This window comes from Massilia sp. CF038, assembly GCF_900129765.1.
Lineage (GTDB): Bacteria > Pseudomonadota > Gammaproteobacteria > Burkholderiales > Burkholderiaceae_D > Telluria_A.
Window position 1 is genome coordinate 378,724 of sequence record NZ_FQWU01000002.1, and the last position, 19,912, is coordinate 398,635.

Below are 19,912 nucleotides of genomic sequence, written 5' to 3' on the forward strand. Positions count from 1 at the left end.
ACGGGGCTTTGACATTTCAAAATGTTCCGCTATAATTTTGGTCTTTCGCGAAGACCTCAAGTCAAAGCGGAAGAAAATGCAGCAGATTAGTCGGAGAAATGGCAGCGCGGGTAACGAAAGTTAGTCTGGCGCAAAACTTCAAAGGCTAGTATGATAGCAGAAGTCAGCGGCAACGCTGGCGCAGCAAGCAGCAACAGTGCCCACGTGGCGGAATTGGTAGACGCGCATGGTTCAGGTCCATGTGCCGCAAGGTGTGGGGGTTCGAGTCCCTCCGTGGGCACCACTCTACCGGATTGTTTTCCGCGAAAGCAGTACCGTAACGATGCGCCGTAATCGTTCATGATTGCGGCGTTTTAGTTTGAAGCAGTAGCGTTTTGTTGTATCAGTGCCCACGTGGCGGAATTGGTAGACGCGCATGGTTCAGGTCCATGTGCCGCAAGGTGTGGGGGTTCGAGTCCCTCCGTGGGCACCATCTACCGGGTTAGTCCATTCCCGCAGAATTCGTTGAACGCCGCAGTCCTTGCAAAAGGCTGCGGCGTTTTGCGTTGGGCGACACAATTTGCCCCGATGATGTTAAATGGTCTACACTGAAACTCTTCGCTTTTGCCGGGGATGTGCGTGCCAGACAGCCAAGCACTGACGGTGGACTACCGGGTCATGATGGAATCGTCGCCCGATGCCGTCATCCTGCTCGATCTCGATGCCGGGCAGCTTGCCCACGCCAACGGCAAGGCCGCCGCCCTGTTCGGCATGCCGGTCGAAGCGCTCCTGGGCGGTTCCCTGAGCGATCTGTCTCCACCTCAACAGCCCGACGGCACTTGCTCGCACACCCTGTTTGCGCACCAGATTGGGCGCGTGCTTGCCGGCGCCATTGTCGGCTTTGATGCCACCTTGCGGCATGCCAGCGCCCGCCCCATCGCCTGCGAAGTGCGCATGATCCGGCTGGCCATGGCCACGCGGCGCCTGGTGCATATCCGCTTTGTCGATATCACCGAGCGCAATCGCGCCGATCAGTTGCGTGTCGGCCAGGGGCGGATGCTGGAAATGGTCGCCCGCGGCGCGCCACTGGGCGACACGCTCGACCAGCTGATGCGCCTGATCGAAAGCCAGTCCGATGGCGTGCTGTGTTCCGTTCTGCTGCTGGCCGACGACGGCGTCACCATGCGTTCCGCTTCCGCCCCAAGCCTGCCTGCAGCCTATATGGCTGCTCTGGATGGCGTGGCCATCGGTCCCGGCGTGGGCTCTTGTGGCACTGCCATGTTCCGCAAGCAAACCGTCATCGTGGCCGATATTGCCAGCGACCCGCTGTGGGCACCGTACAAAGATCTGGTGGCGCCCTACGGCTTGCGCGCCTGCTGGTCCACGCCCATCTACCTGGACCGCGACCAGGTGCTTGGCACGTTTGCCATGTATTACCGCGAAGTGCGCAGTCCCACCGACGATGACATGCGTTTGATCGCTGTTGCCACCCACCTGGCCGGGATCGCCATTGAACGCACGCGGCGCGAACGGGAACTAACTTTGCACCGCGCCCACCTGGAAGATCTGGTGGCCGTGCGCACAGCCGAGTTGACGGCCGCGCTTGATACCTTGTCGCTGACGCAGGAGGAACTGGTGCGGCGCGACAAGCTGGCGGCGCTCGGCACCCTGGTCGCGGGCGTTGCGCACGAGCTCAACACGCCCCTGGGCAATAGCTTGATGGTGGCAAGCACCATGGCCGAACATGCCCAGGCGCTGGCTGACGACATGGCGCAAGGATTGCGGCGCTCCGGGCTCCAGCGTTATCTGGACCAGGCCGATGAGGCAAACACGATTTTGATGCGTAATCTGCAGCGCGCCGCGGCCCTGGTGGCCAGCTTCAAACAGCTGGCGGTCGATCACAGTCTGTCGCAGCGGCGGTCGTTTTCCTTGAGCGCGCTGATGGACGACCTGGCGACGCAACTGCGCATCAATATCGGCACCCGTCCGCTTACGCTGGAGATCGCCATCGAACGTGCGCTGGTGATGGACAGCTATCCTGGCGCGCTGGCGCAGGCCTGCAATCATCTTTTTGATAACTGCCTTATCCATGCGTTCGCCCCTGATGCCAGCGGCACGATTGCACTGACCGTGCGTGCCGGCGCGCGCGACTTGCTCGCCATCGCCGTTGGCGATACTGGCAGCGGCATGGCGCCGGAGCTTGCAGCGCGGGTGTACGATCCTTTCTTCACCACGCGGCTTGGCTCCGGCGGCTCCGGCCTGGGTCTGCACGTGACCCACAATATCGTGACCGGTATTCTGGGCGGGCGCATCGAACTGCATACCGAAACGGGCCATGGTTCCGTGTTTACCCTGCTGTTGCCGGCGGTGGCGCCGGGCTTCACCCTGCCCGCTTAAGTGTATCGGGCTTGACATGGCCCGTTAACCGGCTATGCTCGGCAATAAGATGAAAAAGATTCCAGCAATTGCACTCATCACCCTCGTGGCATGCACCTGCGCAGCTGCTGTGGCTGGCCCTGCGCCCTGGTTCAAATGGCGCAGCAAGCTCAATGGCAAGCAAGTCTGCTCGCAAACCCCGCTCGGCCCCGGCTGGGAAAAAGCCAGCGACGCCTTCAAAGATCCGCATTGCAGCAAACCTGCCCCCTCACCCCGTTAAAGGAGATTGTTTCAGTCGCTCGCAGCACCCATTCCAATACTCAGGAGACGCCCATGTTTACAAATCCCGAACAATTTGCATCCGCCACCAAGACACTTTTTGAACTTCAAATGATGACCTTCAGCGCGTTGACCAGCAAAGCGGTTGATGGCGTAGAGCAAGTGGTCGCGTTGAATATGGCGACGGCAAAAAATTCGGTCGAAGGATCGATGGCGGCCGGTAAGGAAATCAGCAAGGCGAAAGATCCCAAAGCCGCCATGGCGATTGCCGCGGCGCAGGCGCAACCGGGCATGGCAGCGACCGTGGAATACGGCGAGCAGCTCAAGGTCATCATCGACGACATCCACACCGAATTTACCAACGCGGCAGATGCGCACATCGCCGAAGCCAAAAGTACCTTGTCGGCGCTGATCTACGACGTGACCAAAAACGTCAAGCCGGGTTCGGAAAACGCGGTGGAAATTATTAAGACAGCGATCGACAATGCCTTCCAGGGCTACGAACAAGTCACGCAGGCCACGCGCCAGGCGGTGCAAGTTGTGGAGGCCCAGATCGCCAAGGCAACCGAGCAGGTGGTCGCCAGCAAAAAAGCGCGGTAAGACACGGGTTCAGGCCAGCGCAACGCCGCTGGCCAGCGCGCCCGCACAAATCACGGCCAGCAACATCAGGGCCGTTATCCGCTTGCGCGCATGCAAGCCGGCTACGAAACATTGTTTCGGTACGTTCATGTGATTCTCCTATTTCATGGCTTCGATGGTGGCCGGCTTTGCCTTGGGCGCCGGCAGGATGATGTCGCCGCCAATGCTGGCGCGCAGCAGCTTGGCCAAGTCCTGGGCTTCGGCACGCACGCTGCCGGTGAGATGGTTCTTGATGGTCAGATCGGACAGGGCCTTGCTTGACACCCGCAAGCCGCTCACGGCAACCAGGCTGTGCGCCAGCATGTCATCTGGATCGCGCTCCAGAACTTGCTGGGCGCTGGCGATGGTCTCGCCGTAGTTGTGGCATTCAAACTGGATTTGCGCGATGCGCATGAAGGCGGCTTTGTTGCGCGGATAAGCAAGGCTGGCGCCGTGAAAAATGGCAAGTGCCTGCTGCTGGTGCCCGTTCTTGAGCGCGGCTTCCGCGTCTTGCAGCAGGGCGCCCAGAGTCGGTGGCGCTTTGGCTGGCTCGGGCGCCGTGGCGCAGCCGGCAAGCAGAATCAAGGTAGCCAGACAGCACAGCAAACGGGTGGGGTTCATGGCGGGCCTTTGAAAGAAATTCCAAAAACCCATTATTGAGAGTGGGGAGGCTTCGCTAGTTGTGACGAATCAATGAATTGCTCTAGCGCGACTTAGATCAGTACGGCCTGGCGCGAAATGTTTCAACTTAGGAACAGTTTCCCGAACAGGAGCATGCCGTGTCCCCCACCGACGACCATACGCTCACCGCCCCCAGCAAAAAGCCGGCGCGACGCAGCATCAGCGCCAGTGATTTCAGCCTGCCTAAACCCTACCGCCGGAAAATTAAAAGCGACCAGCCGCGCACCAGCGCGCGCTTTCGCATCTCCTTGCTGGTCTTGAGCATCGTACCCATTGCCGCCCTGCTGGCCGCGCTGGCGCTGATCGTGCACGAGAACGTGACCACCCCGCGTCCCTTGCCGGTCGCAGCAGTCAGCCGCGAAGAACCGCCTGCGGTGCCGCCTAAAAAGAGCAGAATGGCAACCCGTCCGGGGGCCAAACCGGCGGCCAGCGCTGTGCTTGCTGCTGTCTCCGATGCGCCGCCTACGCCCAAAGCGTCGGGGACGCCGGGCAAGCTCAGGGATCCCCTTGGCATGCCCATTCCTTTTCAAGCCGCTGCGCGACACGCCGATGCCATGCCGGACGGCGCCCATCTGCCCGCCCCGGACCCGGATGTGGACCTGATTGCGTCCATCTTGCTGCTGACACCGGCGCGCCAGTTGGCCGCACCCTGCTCGGCGCTGGTTGACGAGGCATGCCGCGAACTGCCGCAGCTGGAACCCTGAAAAACCACGGCACGGGGAATTTTCTGGGCATCGCCGGGGTCAGACGCTATACTGTACATAATCACAGTTAGTCGAGAAGTCCGGCAGTACACGATGCGCAAGGTACTTGAGAACGAATTCTATTACCTGGACAATTTCCACCGGGTATTGGAATGGATCAGCGAGCGCTACGGCGATCTGCTATCCCCGCAGGAGCATGCCTTTATTGGCACCTTCTGCGCTTTGCCGCGCCCGTCCCGCGCCCTGTTCGTGCGCATGGTCATGCGCAAGGGCACACACTTCCGCGCCAGCAAACTCAATTACGCCGAGATTGGCTGTCCGGTCGAAGCGGCGCGGCATCTCTTGCCCACCGGCTGGCTGGCGCAGGACCCTGTCATCACGCTCGACGAACTGTTCGACTTGCTGCTCAAACCCGAAATTGGCAGCATTTTTCGCCTTTCCCTGCACGAAAAAGGCGCGCGCAAGGGGGAGCAACTGGCCGCGCTGCGCGCCGACTTTGGCGACCCACGGCCGTTTTCCAACTGGTACCGCGATTCGGGCGATGCGGTCTACAGCATCCTGGTCAAGCCGCTGTGCGAGCGCCTGCGCCTGATTTTCTTTGGCAATCTGCGCCAGGACTGGACCGAATTCGTCCTGTCCGATCTGGGCGTTTTCAAATACGAGCAGGTCGAATTTTCCAGCGCGGCGCGCGGCTTTCGCGACCGCCAGGACGTGGACGACTATCTCGCACTGCACGCGTGCAAGCAGCGCTTCGAAGCTGGCGAGGACTTGTCCAGCGTGCTGGAGGCATTGCCGCGCGACGTGTTTGACAATGACTGGATCAACAGCCGGCGCGAGCGCTTGCTGTTCCAGATCGCCCAGCACGTTGAAAAATGCAAGGACTGGGACAATGCCTACGCCCTGTACGCGCGCTGCCGCTTCCCTGGCGCCCGTGGTCGGGCCATCCGGGTGCTCGAAAAAGACGGCCAGTACCAGCAAGCGCACGCGCTGCTCAAGCAGGCGGCCCAGGCGCCCGAGAGCGATGCCGAGCGGCAGCAGATTGCCCGCATCGGGCCGCGACTGGCGCGCAAGCTGGGGCTGGAGAACAGCCGCTCGCGCCGCCCGCGTCCACCGCAGCGGCTCGACCTGAGTTTGCCCATGCCGCAGCAGGACTGGTGGGTCGAAGGCGTGGTACGCGACCATCTGATGCGCGCCGAAGCGCCCGTGTTCTACGTCGAGAACGCGCTGATCAACGCGCTGTTTGGTTTGCTGTGCTGGCGTGCGATCTTCAGCGCCATTCCGGGTGCGTTTTTCCATCCCTTCCACCGCGCCCCGGCCGACCTGCACAGCGCCGACTTTGCCGCCCGCCGCGACGCGGCCTTCCGCGCCTGCTTCGCCGAGCTGGACACCGATGCCTACCGCGCCACCATCCTGCGCACGTATGCAGAAAAGGCAGGCATTCAGTCACCCTTCCTGATCTGGGAAGCGCTCAGCGAGGAGCTGATTGTTCTGGCGCTCGACTGCATTCCCGCGGCCCACCTTAAAAAATGGTTCGAGCGGATTCTGCTCGATGTCAAAAACAACCGCAGCGGTTTTCCTGACCTGATTCAGTTCTGGCCGGCCGAGCGGCGTTACAACATGATTGAAGTGAAGGGACCGGGCGACCGACTGCAGGACAACCAGCTGCGCTGGATCGACTACTGCGCCGCCCATGACATGCCGGTTTCGGTCTGCTATCTGCAATGGTCGGAGACGCGCGCTTGAGTTACGTTGTCGCGGTTCGCGCGCTATGCGATTTCACCGCCAGGCAGGGCGATCTCGACCTGCGCTTCACGCCCTCGCCTACTGCCCAGGAAGGCATCGCAGGCCACACCGAAGTGACCAGCCGGCGCGGCCCCGGCTACCAGACCGAGCTCAGTCTGAGTGGCAGCCATGGACCGCTGCTGGTGCGCGGCCGCGCCGATGGCTACGACCCCGAGCAGCAACTGCTCGAAGAAATCAAGACCTTCCGCGGCGACCTTGACCGCATGCCGGCCAACCATCGCCATTTGCACTGGGCGCAGCTGCGCGTGTACGGCCATTTACTGTGCCAGACCCTGGGTCTGGCGCAGGTTAACCTGGCGCTGGTCTACTTTGATATTGGCCGGCAGACGGAAACCGTGCTGCGCGAGGTGCAAAGCGCAACCGACCTTGCGGCCATGTTTGCCGACCAGTGCCAGCGCTTCGTGGCCTGGGCCGAGCAAGAGCTGGCGCACCGCGCCGCGCGCGATGCGGCGCTGGCCGCACTGCGCTTCCCGCACGCCGATTTCCGCCCTGGCCAGCGCGATCTGGCCGAGACCATATTCAAGGCCAGCAGCAGCGCGCGCTGCGTGATGGCGCAGGCGCCGACCGGCATTGGCAAAACCATCGGCACACTGTTCCCGGTCCTGAAAGCGGCGCCGCAGCACCAGCTCGACAAGGTTTTTTTTCTGGCCGCAAAAACGCCCGGCCGGCGCCTGGCACTCGATGCTGCCGGTGCCATCACCCGCAGCGCGCCCGACTTGCGCCTGCGCGTGCTGGAGCTGGTGGCGCGCGACAAGGCATGCGAGCATCCGGACAAGGCCTGCAATGGCGACTCCTGCCCGCTTGCCAAAGGCTTTTACGACCGCCTGCCGGCCGCGCGTGCGTCAGCGGCCAGCAGCGGCGTGCTCGATCGTGCAGGTTTGCGCCAGGTGGCACTGGCGCACGACATCTGCCCCTATTACCTGGGCAGCGAAATGGCAAAATGGTCGGACCTGATTGTCGGCGACTACAACTACTACTTCGACCTGGGCGCGATGCTGTATGGCCTGACCTTGTCCAACCAGTGGAAGGTCAGCGTGCTGGTGGACGAGGCCCACAACATGGTGCAGCGCGCGCGCCAGATGTATTCCGCCGAACTGGAACGGGGCGCCCTGCGCGCCGCGCGTGCCGCGGCGCCAGCGTATCTGCGGCCGGTACTCGACAAGATCAGCCGCAGCTGGCCCGCGCCGGGGGTGTCGCCGTACGAGGTGGCTGACGCGCCGTCCGACAAGCTGCTTGAGGCCTTGCGCGGGGCCGCTGCCTCGATCACCGACTACCTGGCCGAACATCCTGCCCCCATCGATCCGGCATTGCAGCGCTTTTATTTTGACGCCCTGCATTTTGCGCGCATGGCCGAACTGTTTGGCGAGCATTCGCTATATGACATCACGCGCAGTGGCGCCAAGGACTCGACGCTGTGCCTGCGCAATATCGTCCCTGCGCCATTTTTGCGGCCACGTTTTGCGATGAGCCACTCCACCGCGCTGTTCTCGGCCACGCTCAGTCCCTGGAATTATTATGCTGACCTGCTCGGACTGCCCGACAACACGCCCTGGGTGGACATTGCCTCCCCTTTCGTGGCCGAGCAGTTGACAGTGCATGTGGCAGCCGGCATTTCAACCCGCTTTCAGCACCGCGCCGCGTCCGCGGTCCCGATTGCGACCCTGATCGCGCGCCAGTTCCAGGAAACGCCGGGCAATTACCTGGCCTTTTTCAGCAGCTTCGATTATCTCGACCAGGTGGCCGATCTGTTCGAGCAGCTCTACCCCGAAGTCACGGTATGGCGCCAGCCGCGCCGCATGGCCGAAGCCGAACGCGAGCAGTTTCTTGATCGATTCACGCTCGATAGCAGTGGCATCGGCTTTGCCGTTCTGGGTGGCTCGTTCGGGGAAGGCATCGACCTGCCGGGCGCGCGTTTGATCGGCGCCTTCATCGCCACACTGGGCCTGCCGCAAATGAACCCGGTCAATGAAGAAATCCGCAAGCGCATGCAGGTCCTGTTTGGCGCGGGCTACGATTACACCTATCTGTATCCTGGCATGCAAAAGGTGGTGCAAGCGGCGGGCCGCGTGATTCGCACCGAGAGCGACCAGGGCGTGGTGTACCTGATTGACGACCGCTTCGGGCAGCAGCAAGTGCGCGAGCTGTTGCCGCGCTGGTGGCATGTGGACCAGCTGGGCCCACCTCAGCGCACGTCTGCAGGCGACGGCTCAGCCGACTAGATTCTTCACCTTCTGATAGCCGCTGCGGCTGATCGGCACGCGGGCACCGTCATGCAAAATGGCCGTGTGCGTGTCCTTGCCCTGCTCGATCCGGCTCACACTGCCAATATTGACAATGTAGGAGCGGTGCACGCGCACGAATACATCCGGGTCAAGTTGGCTTTCGAGGTCGGCCAGGCGCTGGTTCTTCAAGTACCCCTTGCCTTCGGAATTGATCTGCACGTAGTCGTCCTGCGCCTCGATGAAGTCGATCTTGTCGACACCAATCACGTGCACGCGGGCGCCGTCGCGAATCAGAATGCGGCCCAGCGGCTTGTTGCGCAATGCTGCATCCGCCACCACCGCATCGACGCCCTGGCCTGCCCGCAGACTGGCCCGGGCGTGCGCCAGGGCTTCGTCGAAACGCTGCTGGCTGTAGGGCTTGAGCAGATAGTCGACCGCATGCACCTCGAAAGCCTTGAGTGCGTACTGGTCGTAGGCAGTCACAAAGATATAGTGCGTTTTGCGTCCTGCCAGCTCGACCACCTCGAAGCCATCGAGCTTGGGCATTTGGATATCCAGGAACACCAGGTCGGGCACCAGCTCGGTAATTGCCTTGACGGCATCGAACCCATTGGCGCATTCAGCCACGATGTCAATGTCGGCATGAGCAGCCAAAAACTCGCGTACCAGGCCACGGGCCAGGTCTTCGTCGTCCACGATAATCACACGCATATTGCTACTCCGTTGTCTCTGCGGGCAGCGCCACGGCCACCCGGAATGTATGTTGTTCGCGCGTCCAGTTCACACTGGCCTGGTGGCCGTACAGGGTGGCGAGACGCTGGCGCACATTGGCCAGGCCGATACCGCGGCCCGGTCGCTGATCCAGGTCGGTATCGACATCGTTTTCGACCACAACATGCAGGATCGAGCCGGCCCGTTGCGCCGTGATGCGGATCGTGCCGCCCTGCGCCAGATTGCCAATGCCGTGCTTGACGGCGTTTTCCACCAGTGGCTGCAGAAGCATCGGCGGCAGCAGACAGTCCCTGGCATCGTCAGCCACCATCTGCTGCACCTGCAAACGGGCGCCGAAGCGCACGGTTTCGATGGCCAGAAAATGCGTCACCAGGCGAATCTCCGCTTCCAGCGGCACCTTGCGGTGCGCCTCCAAGCCCAGCGTGTGGCGAAAAAATTCGGCCAGCTGCAGCGTCATTTCACGTGCGCCTTTCGGGTTTTGCGAAGTCAGCGCACTGATCGAATTGAGGCTGTTGAACAAAAAATGCGGGTCGATCTGGGTACGCAGCATGCGCAGTTCGGCTTCTTGTGCCATCAGCTTCGATTCCAGTTCGCGCCGCTCGGCGTTGCGCGCACGCTGGAATTCGATGGTTAGATAGTGCGCGATGGCCGACAGGCCGTACAGCACCACGCCCAGTCCGAACACGGTTGCTTTCAATGCCGCGCTGAGGGGCACGCCCAGTTCCAGCCACAGGCTGTTCCACAAGATGCAGAAGCCAGTCCACAACAGGGCTGAAATCATGGCGCTGAAACCAAACACCACCAGGATGGCGCCGATCCGCTTATCGTCCAGCGGATAGGCACGGCACAGGTAGTATGAGGAAAAGCCCGCAGCGCAGCCGTACACCAGCGTGACCGGCAATGCAAACAGCAGCCCGTTGAGCCAGCCCGCCCCGGTTGCGCTGATCAGCGATCCGGCAAACACCAGACCGAGCAGCAGCCATACCATCAGATACAGGGCTGCGCCGCGGCGACTGGAAAACAAGCCTTGCATCAGTTGCGCACTTCCACGCCGCCCATGATGGCGTACCCTTTGATGATCAGGCGTTTCAGATTGTGCGGCGGCGTGATCGTTTTCTCGTCAAAGCCCCCCATGATGGGCGTACCGTGCAAGATCACCGTCCAGTCGGGCGGCACCTTGAGCGTGATGCCGCCCATCGCCACAAAGACGTTGACCACCGCTTCGCCTTCGATCGACGAGTTGCGCAGATCGAGTTCACAGCCGCCCATGATCGCGGTGACCTCGCCGCCACGGAAACTCTGGCTGGTGACGCGCCGCTCAAAGCCACCAAGTACCGCCGTCACTTCCACCACTGAATCGCTGCCCTCGTCCACTTTCATGGCCGATTCAATGGTACGGCGCCCGGTCAGGGAGCGAAACACCATCACGGCGCCGGCGCCAATGGCCAGCAAGGGCATGATCATGCGCCAGTCAAAATTGATGTAGCCCAGCCGATTGAGCGTCAAGCCGATGCCAAGCGCCGTAAATACGCAGCCGAGCAACACACCATTCGGCGAGCGCGTATCGAGCAGTTTGACGACGCCAATCAGAATGAACACGGCGGGCCAGAACGAGACGGCGCGGTGGAAGTCGAAGATGTTCAGGTTATCGAGCAAGAACAGAATGCCGATGCCGATGATGAACACCCCCAGGATTACCTGGCCAGGTACGCTTTTGCGGAGTTCATTTTTCATTGCGGACCTCTTCGTTTGGTGCAAAACGCTTGCGTATCAATGGTTCCAGGACCATGGTGATGCCGCACACGATAATTGGGAACGGCCAGCTGTTGCGGAACGTCAGGCCAAACTCGTTTTCAAATACCGCAAACAACCACAAACCGATCAGCATGGTCCACAAGCCATCCGTGAAATGCTTGGCGGTCGGGTAACCGATCATTTTGTTGATACCGAGGATGACCATGAGCAGCGGCCAATAGTGCCACAGTTGTTGCACCTCGATGATCTCCATCTGGTCCAGCAAAAAAGTGACGCCCACAGCGATCAGGACCAGACCCCACAAGAGCTGTTTGCGCCATTCGTAGGAATTGTCAGTGTTCACATTGCCCTCCGTTGAAAGAATAGGGTGACAATACATGGACACAAACGCAAGGAAAACCGGATTTCGGTGAATGGCGTGCCGCTATCGGTGAACGACGGTGTTTTCTGCCAATAACGCAAAAAAGCCCGCATCGGGCGTCCGATACGGGCTTTATTTGGAAAACTGTGGCGTCAGGCGGGTGGCAATGCGCCAGCGACGGCAGGTTGATTGCGAACCTGGTTGCGGTATTTGGCCTTGGCCAATGCCTTTTTAATGGCTTCGCGTGCGATGTTGGTGCGCTTGATGTCCTTTTTTTCTGCCTTGCCGCGCAGCTGTGCTTCGTCTTTGTTGCCGATTCGCTTAGTCATGGTGCTCTCCTGTTGTCGAACTTTTTTACAAGGAAATCAGGAACGGTTGTCGGCCAGCTTCATCCCAGCGCCTGCCATGCCCCAGCCCAGCTGACGCCGGATTTCTTCTGGCGTTGGTGGCGGTTTCGGATCGCGTGAACGGCGTTCCAGATAAGCGCGCACCACATGTTTGGGCGGGTGGGTAAAGGTAGCCATGACAACCTCCGTTTTTCCAGTTACTGCCACGGTGGCGTGATTACCACCGCGGCGAAAATTGGTGCCGATCCTTGAGGCGACCGGCTAACCTGTTGAGGAGCGGCACCGCGGTATTGTTGATTCTTTTCCGCCGGTCCCTCACTCACACAGCTTCATCATAAGGGCCGCGCTCCCGCTCAACCGTTCGTTGCCGCACACTGCGCTTCGCCCTCTTGGCACTGTCGGAATTTTTTACAATTTCGCATACGCCCTGCAACGACGGGCGCGCTTTTATTTATTCACACTCTGAAAACAGGCTCGGCACGCTTCATGCGTCGTAGTCCTACAAGGAGGTGAGAATTTATGGAAGCAATTTTTGGCGGGATTTTGTCACTTGCTCTGGCCCAGGCATTACAGCCGTTCACCGCCCTGCCACCCGCGCAAGACGGGCAACATATTCCATCGCTCGATATCGACAACAAGAACGTGACATTCGAAGCGCAGCGCGGCGGCCATGTCAGCGGCGCCGCCGGTCGCATCCAGTATGTTCAGGTGGCGCAGGGAGCACTGGCCATTTACGACAAGCGCAGCGGCGCGCTGCTGCGCCCACCGCTGGCCCTATCCACACTGTTTTACGCCGCTGCGCCATCCCGCGCGCTGCAAACCTGCGCGCACTTGCATCAAGGTCCCGTCTCGATGTTGTACGACCATCTGGCAGAGCGATGGATGTTCGCCTACCACGCCAGCCAGGCGCCCTATCTTTGCTTGCTTGTTTCAGCGGGGGCGAATGCAGCCGGCCGCTATCACGCGCACGCGATCGCACTGCACGGTGCCGATGGTGATCCCGCACTGGCCATGTGGCGCGACGCAATCCTGCTCACGTTTTCCATTCGCACCGGTGGCACGCGGATTTGCAGCATGAACGCCAGCGCGATGGCGGGGGCGCAGCCGAAGCTGCGCTGCAGTGAGCTGGCCGCCAGCGGCGTGACGGCTGCCGCGATGGCGCCGAACGCAGCAATCAAGACCGGCACACCCGCCCTTCTGCTCGCGCTGGACTTTGCCGCAGCCGGCCGCGGTAGTGCGCTCTCGCTATGGCGCTACGATCATGCGAACAATCGCATCGCCGGTCTGGTGAAGATTCCGGTCGCGCCTTTTATCGCCGCTTGCACGGACATCGACGCAGGCATCTGCATGCCACAGCCGCACGCCGGCGCCCTGCTGCCCGCGCACGCCAACCGGCTGGCGCCGCGCATCATTTACGACGGCCGCTCGCTGCTGCTCAATCATTCTGTACTGCTGGCGCACGGCCAGATCGGCCTGCGCTGGTACGAGATCAGGGATGCGCTGGGAGCACCGCAGGTCTATCAGCAAGGCACGCAGGGCACCGATGGCGACAATCGCTGGATGGGCAGCATCGGCATCGACAAGATGGGCAATATCGCACTTGGCTATGCAGTCGCCTCGGCCGCGACGGCAGCCACGATTCGTTACACTGGCCGGTTGCACAGCGATCCGCCAGGCCGCATGCAGGGCGAACAAACCGTCGTCAATGGCAGCGGCGTGCAGTCGACCCGCGTGGGATTGTCGCAACCAGCGGGAATGCTCGCTCTCGATCCCACGGACGGCTGCACTTTCTGGTACACCCAGCAATATATACAAAGTAGTAGCGCCTCCGCCTGGCAAAGCCGGGTAGTGTCGTTTAAATTCAGACAGTGCGAGTGAGCTTGGTTGTGCGCGCCGCCACGAAAAGCTACCATGCTGCATGCGCATCCTACCTGTCCTCGCTTTGTCCGCTCTGTTGTGCGGTTTTGCCAACCCGGCGTCCAAGCCAATTTACCGCATGTCGCCGCCAGAAGCGGGCAACTACATCGCTGCCATGCAGCAGGCGCAGCCCGACTTGCGCAAGCGGATTGCAGCCATCGGCCGCCAGAACATCGGCCAGCCTTATGCGCTCAATCTGCTGGGCGAGTTCCCCTATGAACTGCACGACGCGCTGCCCCTGTACAGCCTTGAAAAAAGCGATTGCGTGGTGTTCGCCGAGCACACCTATGCAATGGCGCTGAGCCAGTCGTGGGAAGCGTTTTTCTGGACGCTGCAGCGCATCCGCTACAAGGATGGCGTCATCGGCGTGGCAAGCCGCAATCACTACACGGAAGTCGACTGGAACGTGAACAACCGCTGGCTGCTGACCGAGATCACAGCCGAACTGGCGGGCAAGGATGGCCCCAGTTACGCGATGACGGTGGACCGCGCAGCGTTCCTGAAAACCCGTCATCAGACCCTGAGCGCCATTCCCGTGCAAACCACCCGCGAACCGTATCTGCCAAAGGACAAGCTGAAAGCCGTGCTGCCCAAGCTGCAGGAAGGCGACATGGTCAATGTGGTATCCATCATGGACGGGAACTATCTGGTGACGCACGTGGGTCTGATTGTATTGGGTCCGGATGGCGAAAGGCGCTTCCTCAATTCTGCCGAACCGGCGGTGCGTGAAGAAAGCTTCGACGCCTTCTTTGCGCGCACGGCCGAGCGTGAAGCCCGCAACGGCAAACGTGGCCGCAAGCTGGCCGGCTTCAAGCTGCTGCGCCTGAATGACAACATTATCATCCCCCCTGCCGCGCCGCAGCCGCGCCCAGGCCCGGTCAAGGGCTGAATCCGGGCTCCAGCGCGGGCCAGACCAGGCGCGTTTTGCCGGTCCAGGCGATCCGCTCGGCCAGCCCGATGCTGCCACCATTGATTAACCGGGTCACCAGCGCCACGTCGTCCAGATCAGCGGCCTCGTTGCAGCCGCGCGCCTGCCATTCGGCTGCCGCCACCTGAAGACACCACGCGGCCGATACCACGGCATCGGGCTCGCGCGTCAGGTCCGGTGCCGCGCGCGAGGCCTGGCGTAAGAGTGTGGTCGCATGCGCATAGCCGTCCTTTCCAGTCAGCTGCAGCAATCCGCGACCACGGAAAACATAACCATCATTCGGACCCACATTGCCCAGGCGCCCACCGTAGACCGCATTGGCCAGCTTTTGTGGCCGATAGGCGTAGCGCGCCGCGTTGAGCGGACCGCGCGGGCGAAAGCGCGCGGGCCAGATCTCGCGCAGACGGCGCGCGCTGTAATTGAGGTTTTCAAACTGCAGCGTCAAGGCGCCCGTTTCGTGCAGAATCTGGGCAAAAAAATGCGCCACCCGCAAGGGCGACTGGGCAATTGCATACTGCGCCAGCACTGGCTGCCCGATCGCGAACGCAGCGCGGTAGGCAGCGCCGCAGTCGGGCGCGAGCCGGTTTATCTGTTCGAGCGAAACGATCACAGCCATCTTCAATTCCTTCGGGACGCAACTCCATCGTAGTAATTCCTGCCCGCACGACCTTTACCGACATCAAATAAGGTCAGGTCAATTCGCCATTTCCGCGCCAAGGCTGCGGTTGATGATTGTCAAATCAACCATTCTGACCGACGTTGATAATCAACTTACAAAACGCCAAGTCATCCACGTCTACCGAGCAGTTCATCCGCCATGCCGACGCCCTCCCTTCCCTCGCTTGCCACTTGCTGCACTCGTATGGTGTCGATGAACCGCACCGCCAAGATCCTGCTGATGGTTGGTGTCGATGTGCTGGCACTGCCGCTGTGTTTTCTGGTTGCCATGACGCTGCGTCTGGGCGATACCGGTTCCGCCACCCGCTTCGGGATGGCGGCCTACCTGGAAGTCACCCTGGTCACGGTGGCCGCGTTTTCCGTGTCCGATGTGTACCGCGCCGTGATTCGCTTTATCGACCAGCGCCTGCTCACCGCAACTGGCCTGGCGCTTGGGGGCGCTGTGCTGTGCGTGTATTTTGGCCTGCTCCTGACCAAAGACGAACAGCTGCCGCGCGGCGCGCTGGCCATTTACTGGTTCATCGCTTTCTCGTACGTGGTGACCTCGCGCATTTCGGTCAGAAATTTCTTACGCAACCATATCAGCGCCCGCCCTGCCAACGAGCACACGGTGGCCATTTACGGTGCGGGCGAAGCCGGGGCCCAGCTGGCATTGGCCATGCGCAGCAGCAATGAATACCGCCCCGTGTGCTTCTTCGACGAAAAGCATGTGCTCAATGAGCGCACCATCGACGGCCTGCGGGTATTCCATACCGACCGCCTGAGCGAGATGGTCAGCTCCTTGTGCATCCGCTCGATCATCATCGCCATTCCTTCCGTGTCGCCCGAGCGCCTGCGCGACATCATGCAGCGGCTTGCCGCGGCCGGCGTGACCACCAAGATTCTCAGCCGCCTGCTCGACCTGGCCGATGAACGCGCCCCGATTGAATCGATTCGCGAACTCAAGTTCGAGGATCTATTGGGGCGTGCGCCCGTGCCGCCCCGGATCGACCTGTTTGCCCGCTGCGTCCACCAAAAGACCGTGCTGGTCACCGGCGCCGGGGGCTCCATCGGCAGCGAACTGTGTCGCCAGATCGTCACGCTTGCGCCGGCCCAGCTGCATTTGCTGGATCACTCCGAGTTTGCGCTGTATACCATCCGCCAGGAATTGCAGACCCGCTTTCCCGATCTGCCCATCATTGCCCACCTGGGCTCCGTGTGCAGCAGCGCCCTGGTGGAACGCATCCTGCAAGACGAGCAGGTCGACACGATCTATCACGCGGCTGCATACAAGCATGTGCCGCTGGTTGAAACCAATATCGTCGAAGGCTTGCGCAACAACGTCCTGGGCTCGCAAGTCATCGCCGCCGCTGCCGGCAAATTCAAGGTCGAGACCTGCGTACTCATTTCCAGCGACAAGGCGGTGCGTCCCTCGAACATCATGGGCGCCAGCAAGCGCATTGCCGAGCTGATTTTCCAGGCCGCCGCGTCGCGCTATTCGGCCGACACCACCTTCTGCATGGTCCGCTTTGGCAATGTGCTTGGATCGTCCGGATCGGTCATTCCCCTGTTCCAGCGCCAGATCGCACATGGCGGACCGCTGACCATTACCCACCCGGACGTGGCGCGCTACTTCATGCTCATCTCCGAAGCGGCGCAACTGGTGATTCAGGCAGGCGCCATGGCCAAGGGTGGCGATGTGTTCGTGCTCGACATGGGCGCGCCGATCAAGATCGTCGATCTGGCACGCAGCATGATTGTGCTGTCCGGGCTGACCGAACGCTCGCCACTGAACCCCGGCGGCGACATCGACATCAAGTTCGTGGGCCTGTTCCCCGGTGAAAAGCTCAACGAAGAGCTGCTCACCGAGGGCCTGGTCTATCCAAGCGAGCATCCGCGCATCATGCGCATGAAGGAAAGCGCGCTGCATTCAGGCGTGCTGGAAACGTACATCACCTTCCTGATGATGGCATGCGACACCAACGACCGCGGCATGATCGATTCGATGGTCAAGGCCATCGTGGCCGAGTACACGCCGCAAACGCACATGGCGTCGGCGCCGAGCGTCCTGGCTGGTGGCAAACAGACACTCACCAAAATCATCCCGTTTCGGATCTAGATTCACATTGACCTAGTGGAGAGAGCAATGCGCGACCACCATGCAAGCAGCTATTTGGCCCGACTGATCGACAAGTTCGAGACCCGCAGCGCCCTGATCGGGATCATCGGCCTCGGCTATGTGGGATTGCCACTGAGTTTGCGGTATGCGCAGGCAGGCTTTCGGGTACTCGGGATCGATATCGATGCATTCAAGGTCAATCGGCTCAATCAGGGCAGAAGCTATATCGAACACATTGCCGAAGCTGACATTGGCAGTGCCGTCGCCGCAGGCTTCGAGGCCAGCACCGACTTTGCCAGGGCGCGCGAAGCCGACGCGCTGATCATCTGCGTGCCCACGCCGCTCAACGACTACCGCGAGCCGGACCTGAGCTTTGTGCTGGCCACGGCCGATGCCTTGCTTCCCCATCTGCGTGCCGGCCAGGTCATTTCCCTGGAAAGCACCACCTACCCCGGCACCACCGATGAAGAGCTGCGCCCGCGCCTGGAATCGAAAGGCTTCACGCTGGGCGAAGACATGTTCCTGGTGTTTTCACCGGAACGCGAAGACCCGGGCAACCGCGATTTTGCCACCCGCACCATTCCCAAGGTGTGTGGCGGCGATACCGAAGCCTGCCTGCAGGCCGGCCTGGCATTGTATGGCGGCGCGATCGACCAGGTGGTGCCGGTCAGTTCCACACGCGCGGCCGAACTGACCAAACTGCTGGAGAACATCCACCGCGCCGTCAATATTGGCCTGGTCAACGAGATGAAGATCATTGCCGACAAAATGGATATCAATATCCATGAGGTGATTCGGGCCGCCGCCACCAAGCCGTTCGGGTTTACCGCCTACTACCCCGGCCCGGGCCTGGGCGGGCATTGCATCCCGATCGATCCATTCTATCTGACCTGGAAGGCCCGCCAGTACGGGCTGCATACACGCTTTATCGAACTGGCCGGCGAAATCAACAGCGACATGCCGCACTGGGTGATCGGCAAGCTGGCCGATGCCCTCAATGAGCGCGGCCGCTCGGTCAAGGGCGCCAACATACTCGTGCTGGGGATCGCCTACAAGAAGGATATCGAGGACATGCGCGAGTCGCCGTCGGTGGAACTGATGGAGATCCTGCGTGACAAGGGCGCGCTGGTCTCGTATTCAGACCCGCATGTGCCCTCCTTCCCCACCATGCGAGCGCACAACTTCGAGCTCGACAGCGTGGCATTGACGCCAGCCTCGATCAGCGCGGCCGATGTGGTGCTGATCGCTACCAGCCACAGTGCCTTTGACTACGCGCTGATCCAGGCGTACGCGCAACTGATCGTCGATACCCGTGGCGTGTACCTGGATGCGCCTTCCAATGTCGTCAAGGCCTGAGGCCGAGGAATCGATCATGCGCTACTTCTCACCTGCCGTCGTGGACCGCAAAATCCGCTTTGCCCTGGTCGGCTGCGGCCGTATCGCCGCCAATCACTTCAACGCGATCGCGCAGCATGCCGACCGCTGCGAACTGGTGGCCGTGTGCGACATTGACCCCACGTGCCTGAGCGCCGCGGCCAAATCGACCGGTGCGCGCCCCTATCGCAGCCTGAGCGACCTGCTGGCGCGGTCGGACGCCGATGCCGTCATCATCGCCACGCCGTCCGGCCTGCACCCGGAACAGGCGATCCAGATTGCCGCGGCCGGGCGCCACGTCATCACCGAAAAGCCGATGGCAACGCGCTGGGAAGACGGCAAGCGCATGGTGGGCGCCTGCGACGCCGCTGGCGTGCGCATGTTCGTGGTCAAGCAGAACCGCCGCAACGCGACGCTGCAACTGCTCAAGCGCGCGGTCGACCAGAAGCGCTTCGGCCGCATTTACATGGTCAACCTGAACGTGTTCTGGACCCGGCCGGCCGATTACTACAACAGCGCCAAATGGCGCGGCACCTGGGAATACGATGGCGGCGCCTTCATGAACCAGGCCAGCCACTATGTTGACCTGATTGACTGGATCATCGGCCCGGTCGAAAGCCTGCAAGCGTACACCGCCACCCTGGCGCGCGACATTGAGGTGGAAGACACGGGTGTGATCAGCCTGCGCTGGCGCAACGGCGCGCTCGGCTCCATGAACGTCACCATGCTGACCTACCCGCGCAACCTGGAGGGGTCGATCACCATCCTCGGTGAAACCGGCACCGTGCGCATTGGCGGGGTGGCCGTCAACGAAGTGCAGCAATGGGAATTTGCCGCACCCCACGAAGACGACATGCTGGTGCGCGACGCCAGCTACCAGACCACGTCGGTGTATGGCTATGGCCACCCGCTCTACTACGACAACGTGATCAAGGTGCTGCGCGGCGAAGCCGAACCCGAAACCGATGGCCGCGAAGGCCTCAAGTCGCTCGAGGTACTGGTGGCTGCCTATAAATCCGCACGCGACGGCAAGCGCGTTGCCCTGCCTTTGGAGTATTGA

19 protein-coding genes and 2 tRNA genes are annotated in these 19,912 nt (G+C 61.4%); 13 read left to right on the forward strand and 8 right to left on the reverse strand.

Annotated features, from left to right (window positions below):
- Nucleotides 1-198 precede the first annotated feature (198 nt).
- From BUC24_RS11815 to phaP, 5 genes are all read left to right on the forward strand, one after another.
- Nucleotides 199-283 (forward strand) — tRNA-Leu (locus BUC24_RS11815).
- Between the two features lie 104 nt (nt 284-387).
- A tRNA-Leu gene (locus BUC24_RS11820) sits at nt 388-472 on the forward strand.
- A gap of 146 nt (nt 473-618) precedes the next feature.
- Entirely contained in the window at nt 619-2,376 is a 1,758-nt protein-coding gene (locus BUC24_RS11825) for an ATP-binding protein (RefSeq protein WP_229448178.1), read from the forward strand.
- Between the two features lie 49 nt (nt 2,377-2,425).
- A complete protein-coding gene (locus BUC24_RS11830; RefSeq protein ID WP_073219987.1) occupies nt 2,426-2,635 on the forward strand; it encodes a hypothetical protein in 210 nt (69 codons plus the stop codon).
- Nucleotides 2,636-2,688: 53 nt separating this feature from the next.
- Nucleotides 2,689-3,234, forward strand: a complete 546-nt coding sequence (phaP, locus tag BUC24_RS11835) for a TIGR01841 family phasin (protein WP_073216048.1) — start codon at nt 2,689-2,691, stop codon at nt 3,232-3,234.
- A gap of 138 nt (nt 3,235-3,372) precedes the next feature.
- Here the strand turns inward: phaP and BUC24_RS11840 are convergent, their stop codons facing one another.
- The gene (locus BUC24_RS11840) at nt 3,373-3,873 is read right to left on the reverse strand and encodes a tetratricopeptide repeat protein (protein WP_073216051.1); all 501 of its coding nucleotides are present in this window, start codon (nt 3,871-3,873) and stop codon (nt 3,373-3,375) included.
- 158 nt (nt 3,874-4,031) lie between these two features.
- Between BUC24_RS11840 and BUC24_RS11845 the strand changes: the two genes are divergently transcribed.
- From BUC24_RS11845 to BUC24_RS11855, 3 genes are all read left to right on the forward strand, one after another.
- Nucleotides 4,032-4,637, forward strand: coding sequence for a hypothetical protein (locus BUC24_RS11845; protein WP_073216055.1), 606 nt, complete (start codon nt 4,032-4,034; stop codon nt 4,635-4,637).
- Between the two features lie 93 nt (nt 4,638-4,730).
- A complete protein-coding gene (locus tag BUC24_RS11850; protein ID WP_073216059.1) occupies nt 4,731-6,380 on the forward strand; it encodes a VRR-NUC domain-containing protein in 1,650 nt (549 codons plus the stop codon).
- Nucleotides 6,359-8,659 (forward strand): ATP-dependent DNA helicase, encoded by a 2,301-nt coding sequence (locus tag BUC24_RS11855; protein WP_073216062.1) that lies wholly within the window; start codon nt 6,359-6,361, stop codon nt 8,657-8,659. The genes BUC24_RS11850 and BUC24_RS11855 overlap by 22 nt, the downstream gene beginning before the upstream one ends.
- Here the strand turns inward: BUC24_RS11855 and BUC24_RS11860 are convergent.
- The 6 genes from BUC24_RS11860 to BUC24_RS26930 all read right to left on the reverse strand — a co-directional run bounded on the left by BUC24_RS11860 (nt 8,648) and on the right by BUC24_RS26930 (nt 12,034).
- On the reverse strand, nt 8,648-9,373 hold the full coding sequence (locus BUC24_RS11860) for a LytR/AlgR family response regulator transcription factor (RefSeq protein ID WP_073216066.1): 726 nt from the start codon (nt 9,371-9,373) through the stop codon (nt 8,648-8,650). The two genes, BUC24_RS11855 and BUC24_RS11860, sit on opposite strands and share 12 nt — an antisense overlap.
- A gap of 4 nt (nt 9,374-9,377) precedes the next feature.
- Nucleotides 9,378-10,427, reverse strand: coding sequence for a sensor histidine kinase (locus BUC24_RS11865; protein ID WP_073216069.1), 1,050 nt, complete (start codon nt 10,425-10,427; stop codon nt 9,378-9,380).
- The gene (locus BUC24_RS11870) at nt 10,427-11,128 is read right to left on the reverse strand and encodes a LiaI-LiaF-like domain-containing protein (RefSeq protein WP_073216073.1); all 702 of its coding nucleotides are present in this window, start codon (nt 11,126-11,128) and stop codon (nt 10,427-10,429) included. Before BUC24_RS11870 ends, BUC24_RS11865 begins: the two co-directional genes overlap by 1 nt.
- Entirely contained in the window at nt 11,118-11,492 is a 375-nt protein-coding gene (locus BUC24_RS11875; protein WP_073216077.1) for a LiaF transmembrane domain-containing protein, read from the reverse strand. The genes BUC24_RS11870 and BUC24_RS11875 overlap by 11 nt, the downstream gene beginning before the upstream one ends.
- Before the next feature lie 170 nt (nt 11,493-11,662).
- Nucleotides 11,663-11,839: a hypothetical protein gene (locus BUC24_RS26925; RefSeq protein WP_178372530.1), complete on the reverse strand. Its 177-nt coding sequence runs from the start codon at nt 11,837-11,839 to the stop codon at nt 11,663-11,665.
- A gap of 36 nt (nt 11,840-11,875) precedes the next feature.
- The gene (locus BUC24_RS26930) at nt 11,876-12,034 is read right to left on the reverse strand and encodes a hypothetical protein (protein WP_178372531.1); all 159 of its coding nucleotides are present in this window, start codon (nt 12,032-12,034) and stop codon (nt 11,876-11,878) included.
- A 342-nt stretch (nt 12,035-12,376) separates the two neighbouring features.
- Here BUC24_RS26930 and BUC24_RS11880 point away from each other — a divergent pair, with 342 nt between their 5' ends.
- Together BUC24_RS11880 and BUC24_RS11885 are read left to right on the forward strand one after the other, a co-directional pair.
- Nucleotides 12,377-13,735 carry a hypothetical protein gene (locus BUC24_RS11880; protein ID WP_073216081.1) on the forward strand — a complete coding sequence of 453 codons (1,359 nt, stop codon included), beginning with the start codon at nt 12,377-12,379 and terminating at the stop codon, nt 13,733-13,735.
- A 40-nt stretch (nt 13,736-13,775) separates the two neighbouring features.
- Nucleotides 13,776-14,663, forward strand: coding sequence for an N-acetylmuramoyl-L-alanine amidase-like domain-containing protein (locus BUC24_RS11885; RefSeq protein ID WP_073216085.1), 888 nt, complete (start codon nt 13,776-13,778; stop codon nt 14,661-14,663).
- Here the strand turns inward: BUC24_RS11885 and BUC24_RS11890 are convergent.
- The gene (locus BUC24_RS11890) at nt 14,653-15,318 is read right to left on the reverse strand and encodes a glycoside hydrolase family 19 protein (protein WP_083598887.1); all 666 of its coding nucleotides are present in this window, start codon (nt 15,316-15,318) and stop codon (nt 14,653-14,655) included. The two genes, BUC24_RS11885 and BUC24_RS11890, sit on opposite strands and share 11 nt — an antisense overlap.
- Nucleotides 15,319-15,573: 255 nt before the next feature.
- Here BUC24_RS11890 and BUC24_RS11895 point away from each other — a divergent pair, with 255 nt between their 5' ends.
- The 3 genes from BUC24_RS11895 to BUC24_RS11905 are packed head-to-tail and all read left to right on the forward strand — an operon-like array spanning nt 15,574 to nt 19,912.
- Complete coding sequence (locus BUC24_RS11895; protein ID WP_229448181.1) at nt 15,574-17,478, forward strand: polysaccharide biosynthesis protein; 1,905 nt, start codon at nt 15,574-15,576, stop codon at nt 17,476-17,478.
- 27 nt (nt 17,479-17,505) lie between these two features.
- Nucleotides 17,506-18,834 (forward strand): nucleotide sugar dehydrogenase, encoded by a 1,329-nt coding sequence (locus tag BUC24_RS11900; RefSeq protein WP_073216091.1) that lies wholly within the window; start codon nt 17,506-17,508, stop codon nt 18,832-18,834.
- Nucleotides 18,835-18,850: 16 nt separating this feature from the next.
- Entirely contained in the window at nt 18,851-19,912 is a 1,062-nt protein-coding gene (locus BUC24_RS11905) for a Gfo/Idh/MocA family protein (RefSeq protein ID WP_073216094.1), read from the forward strand.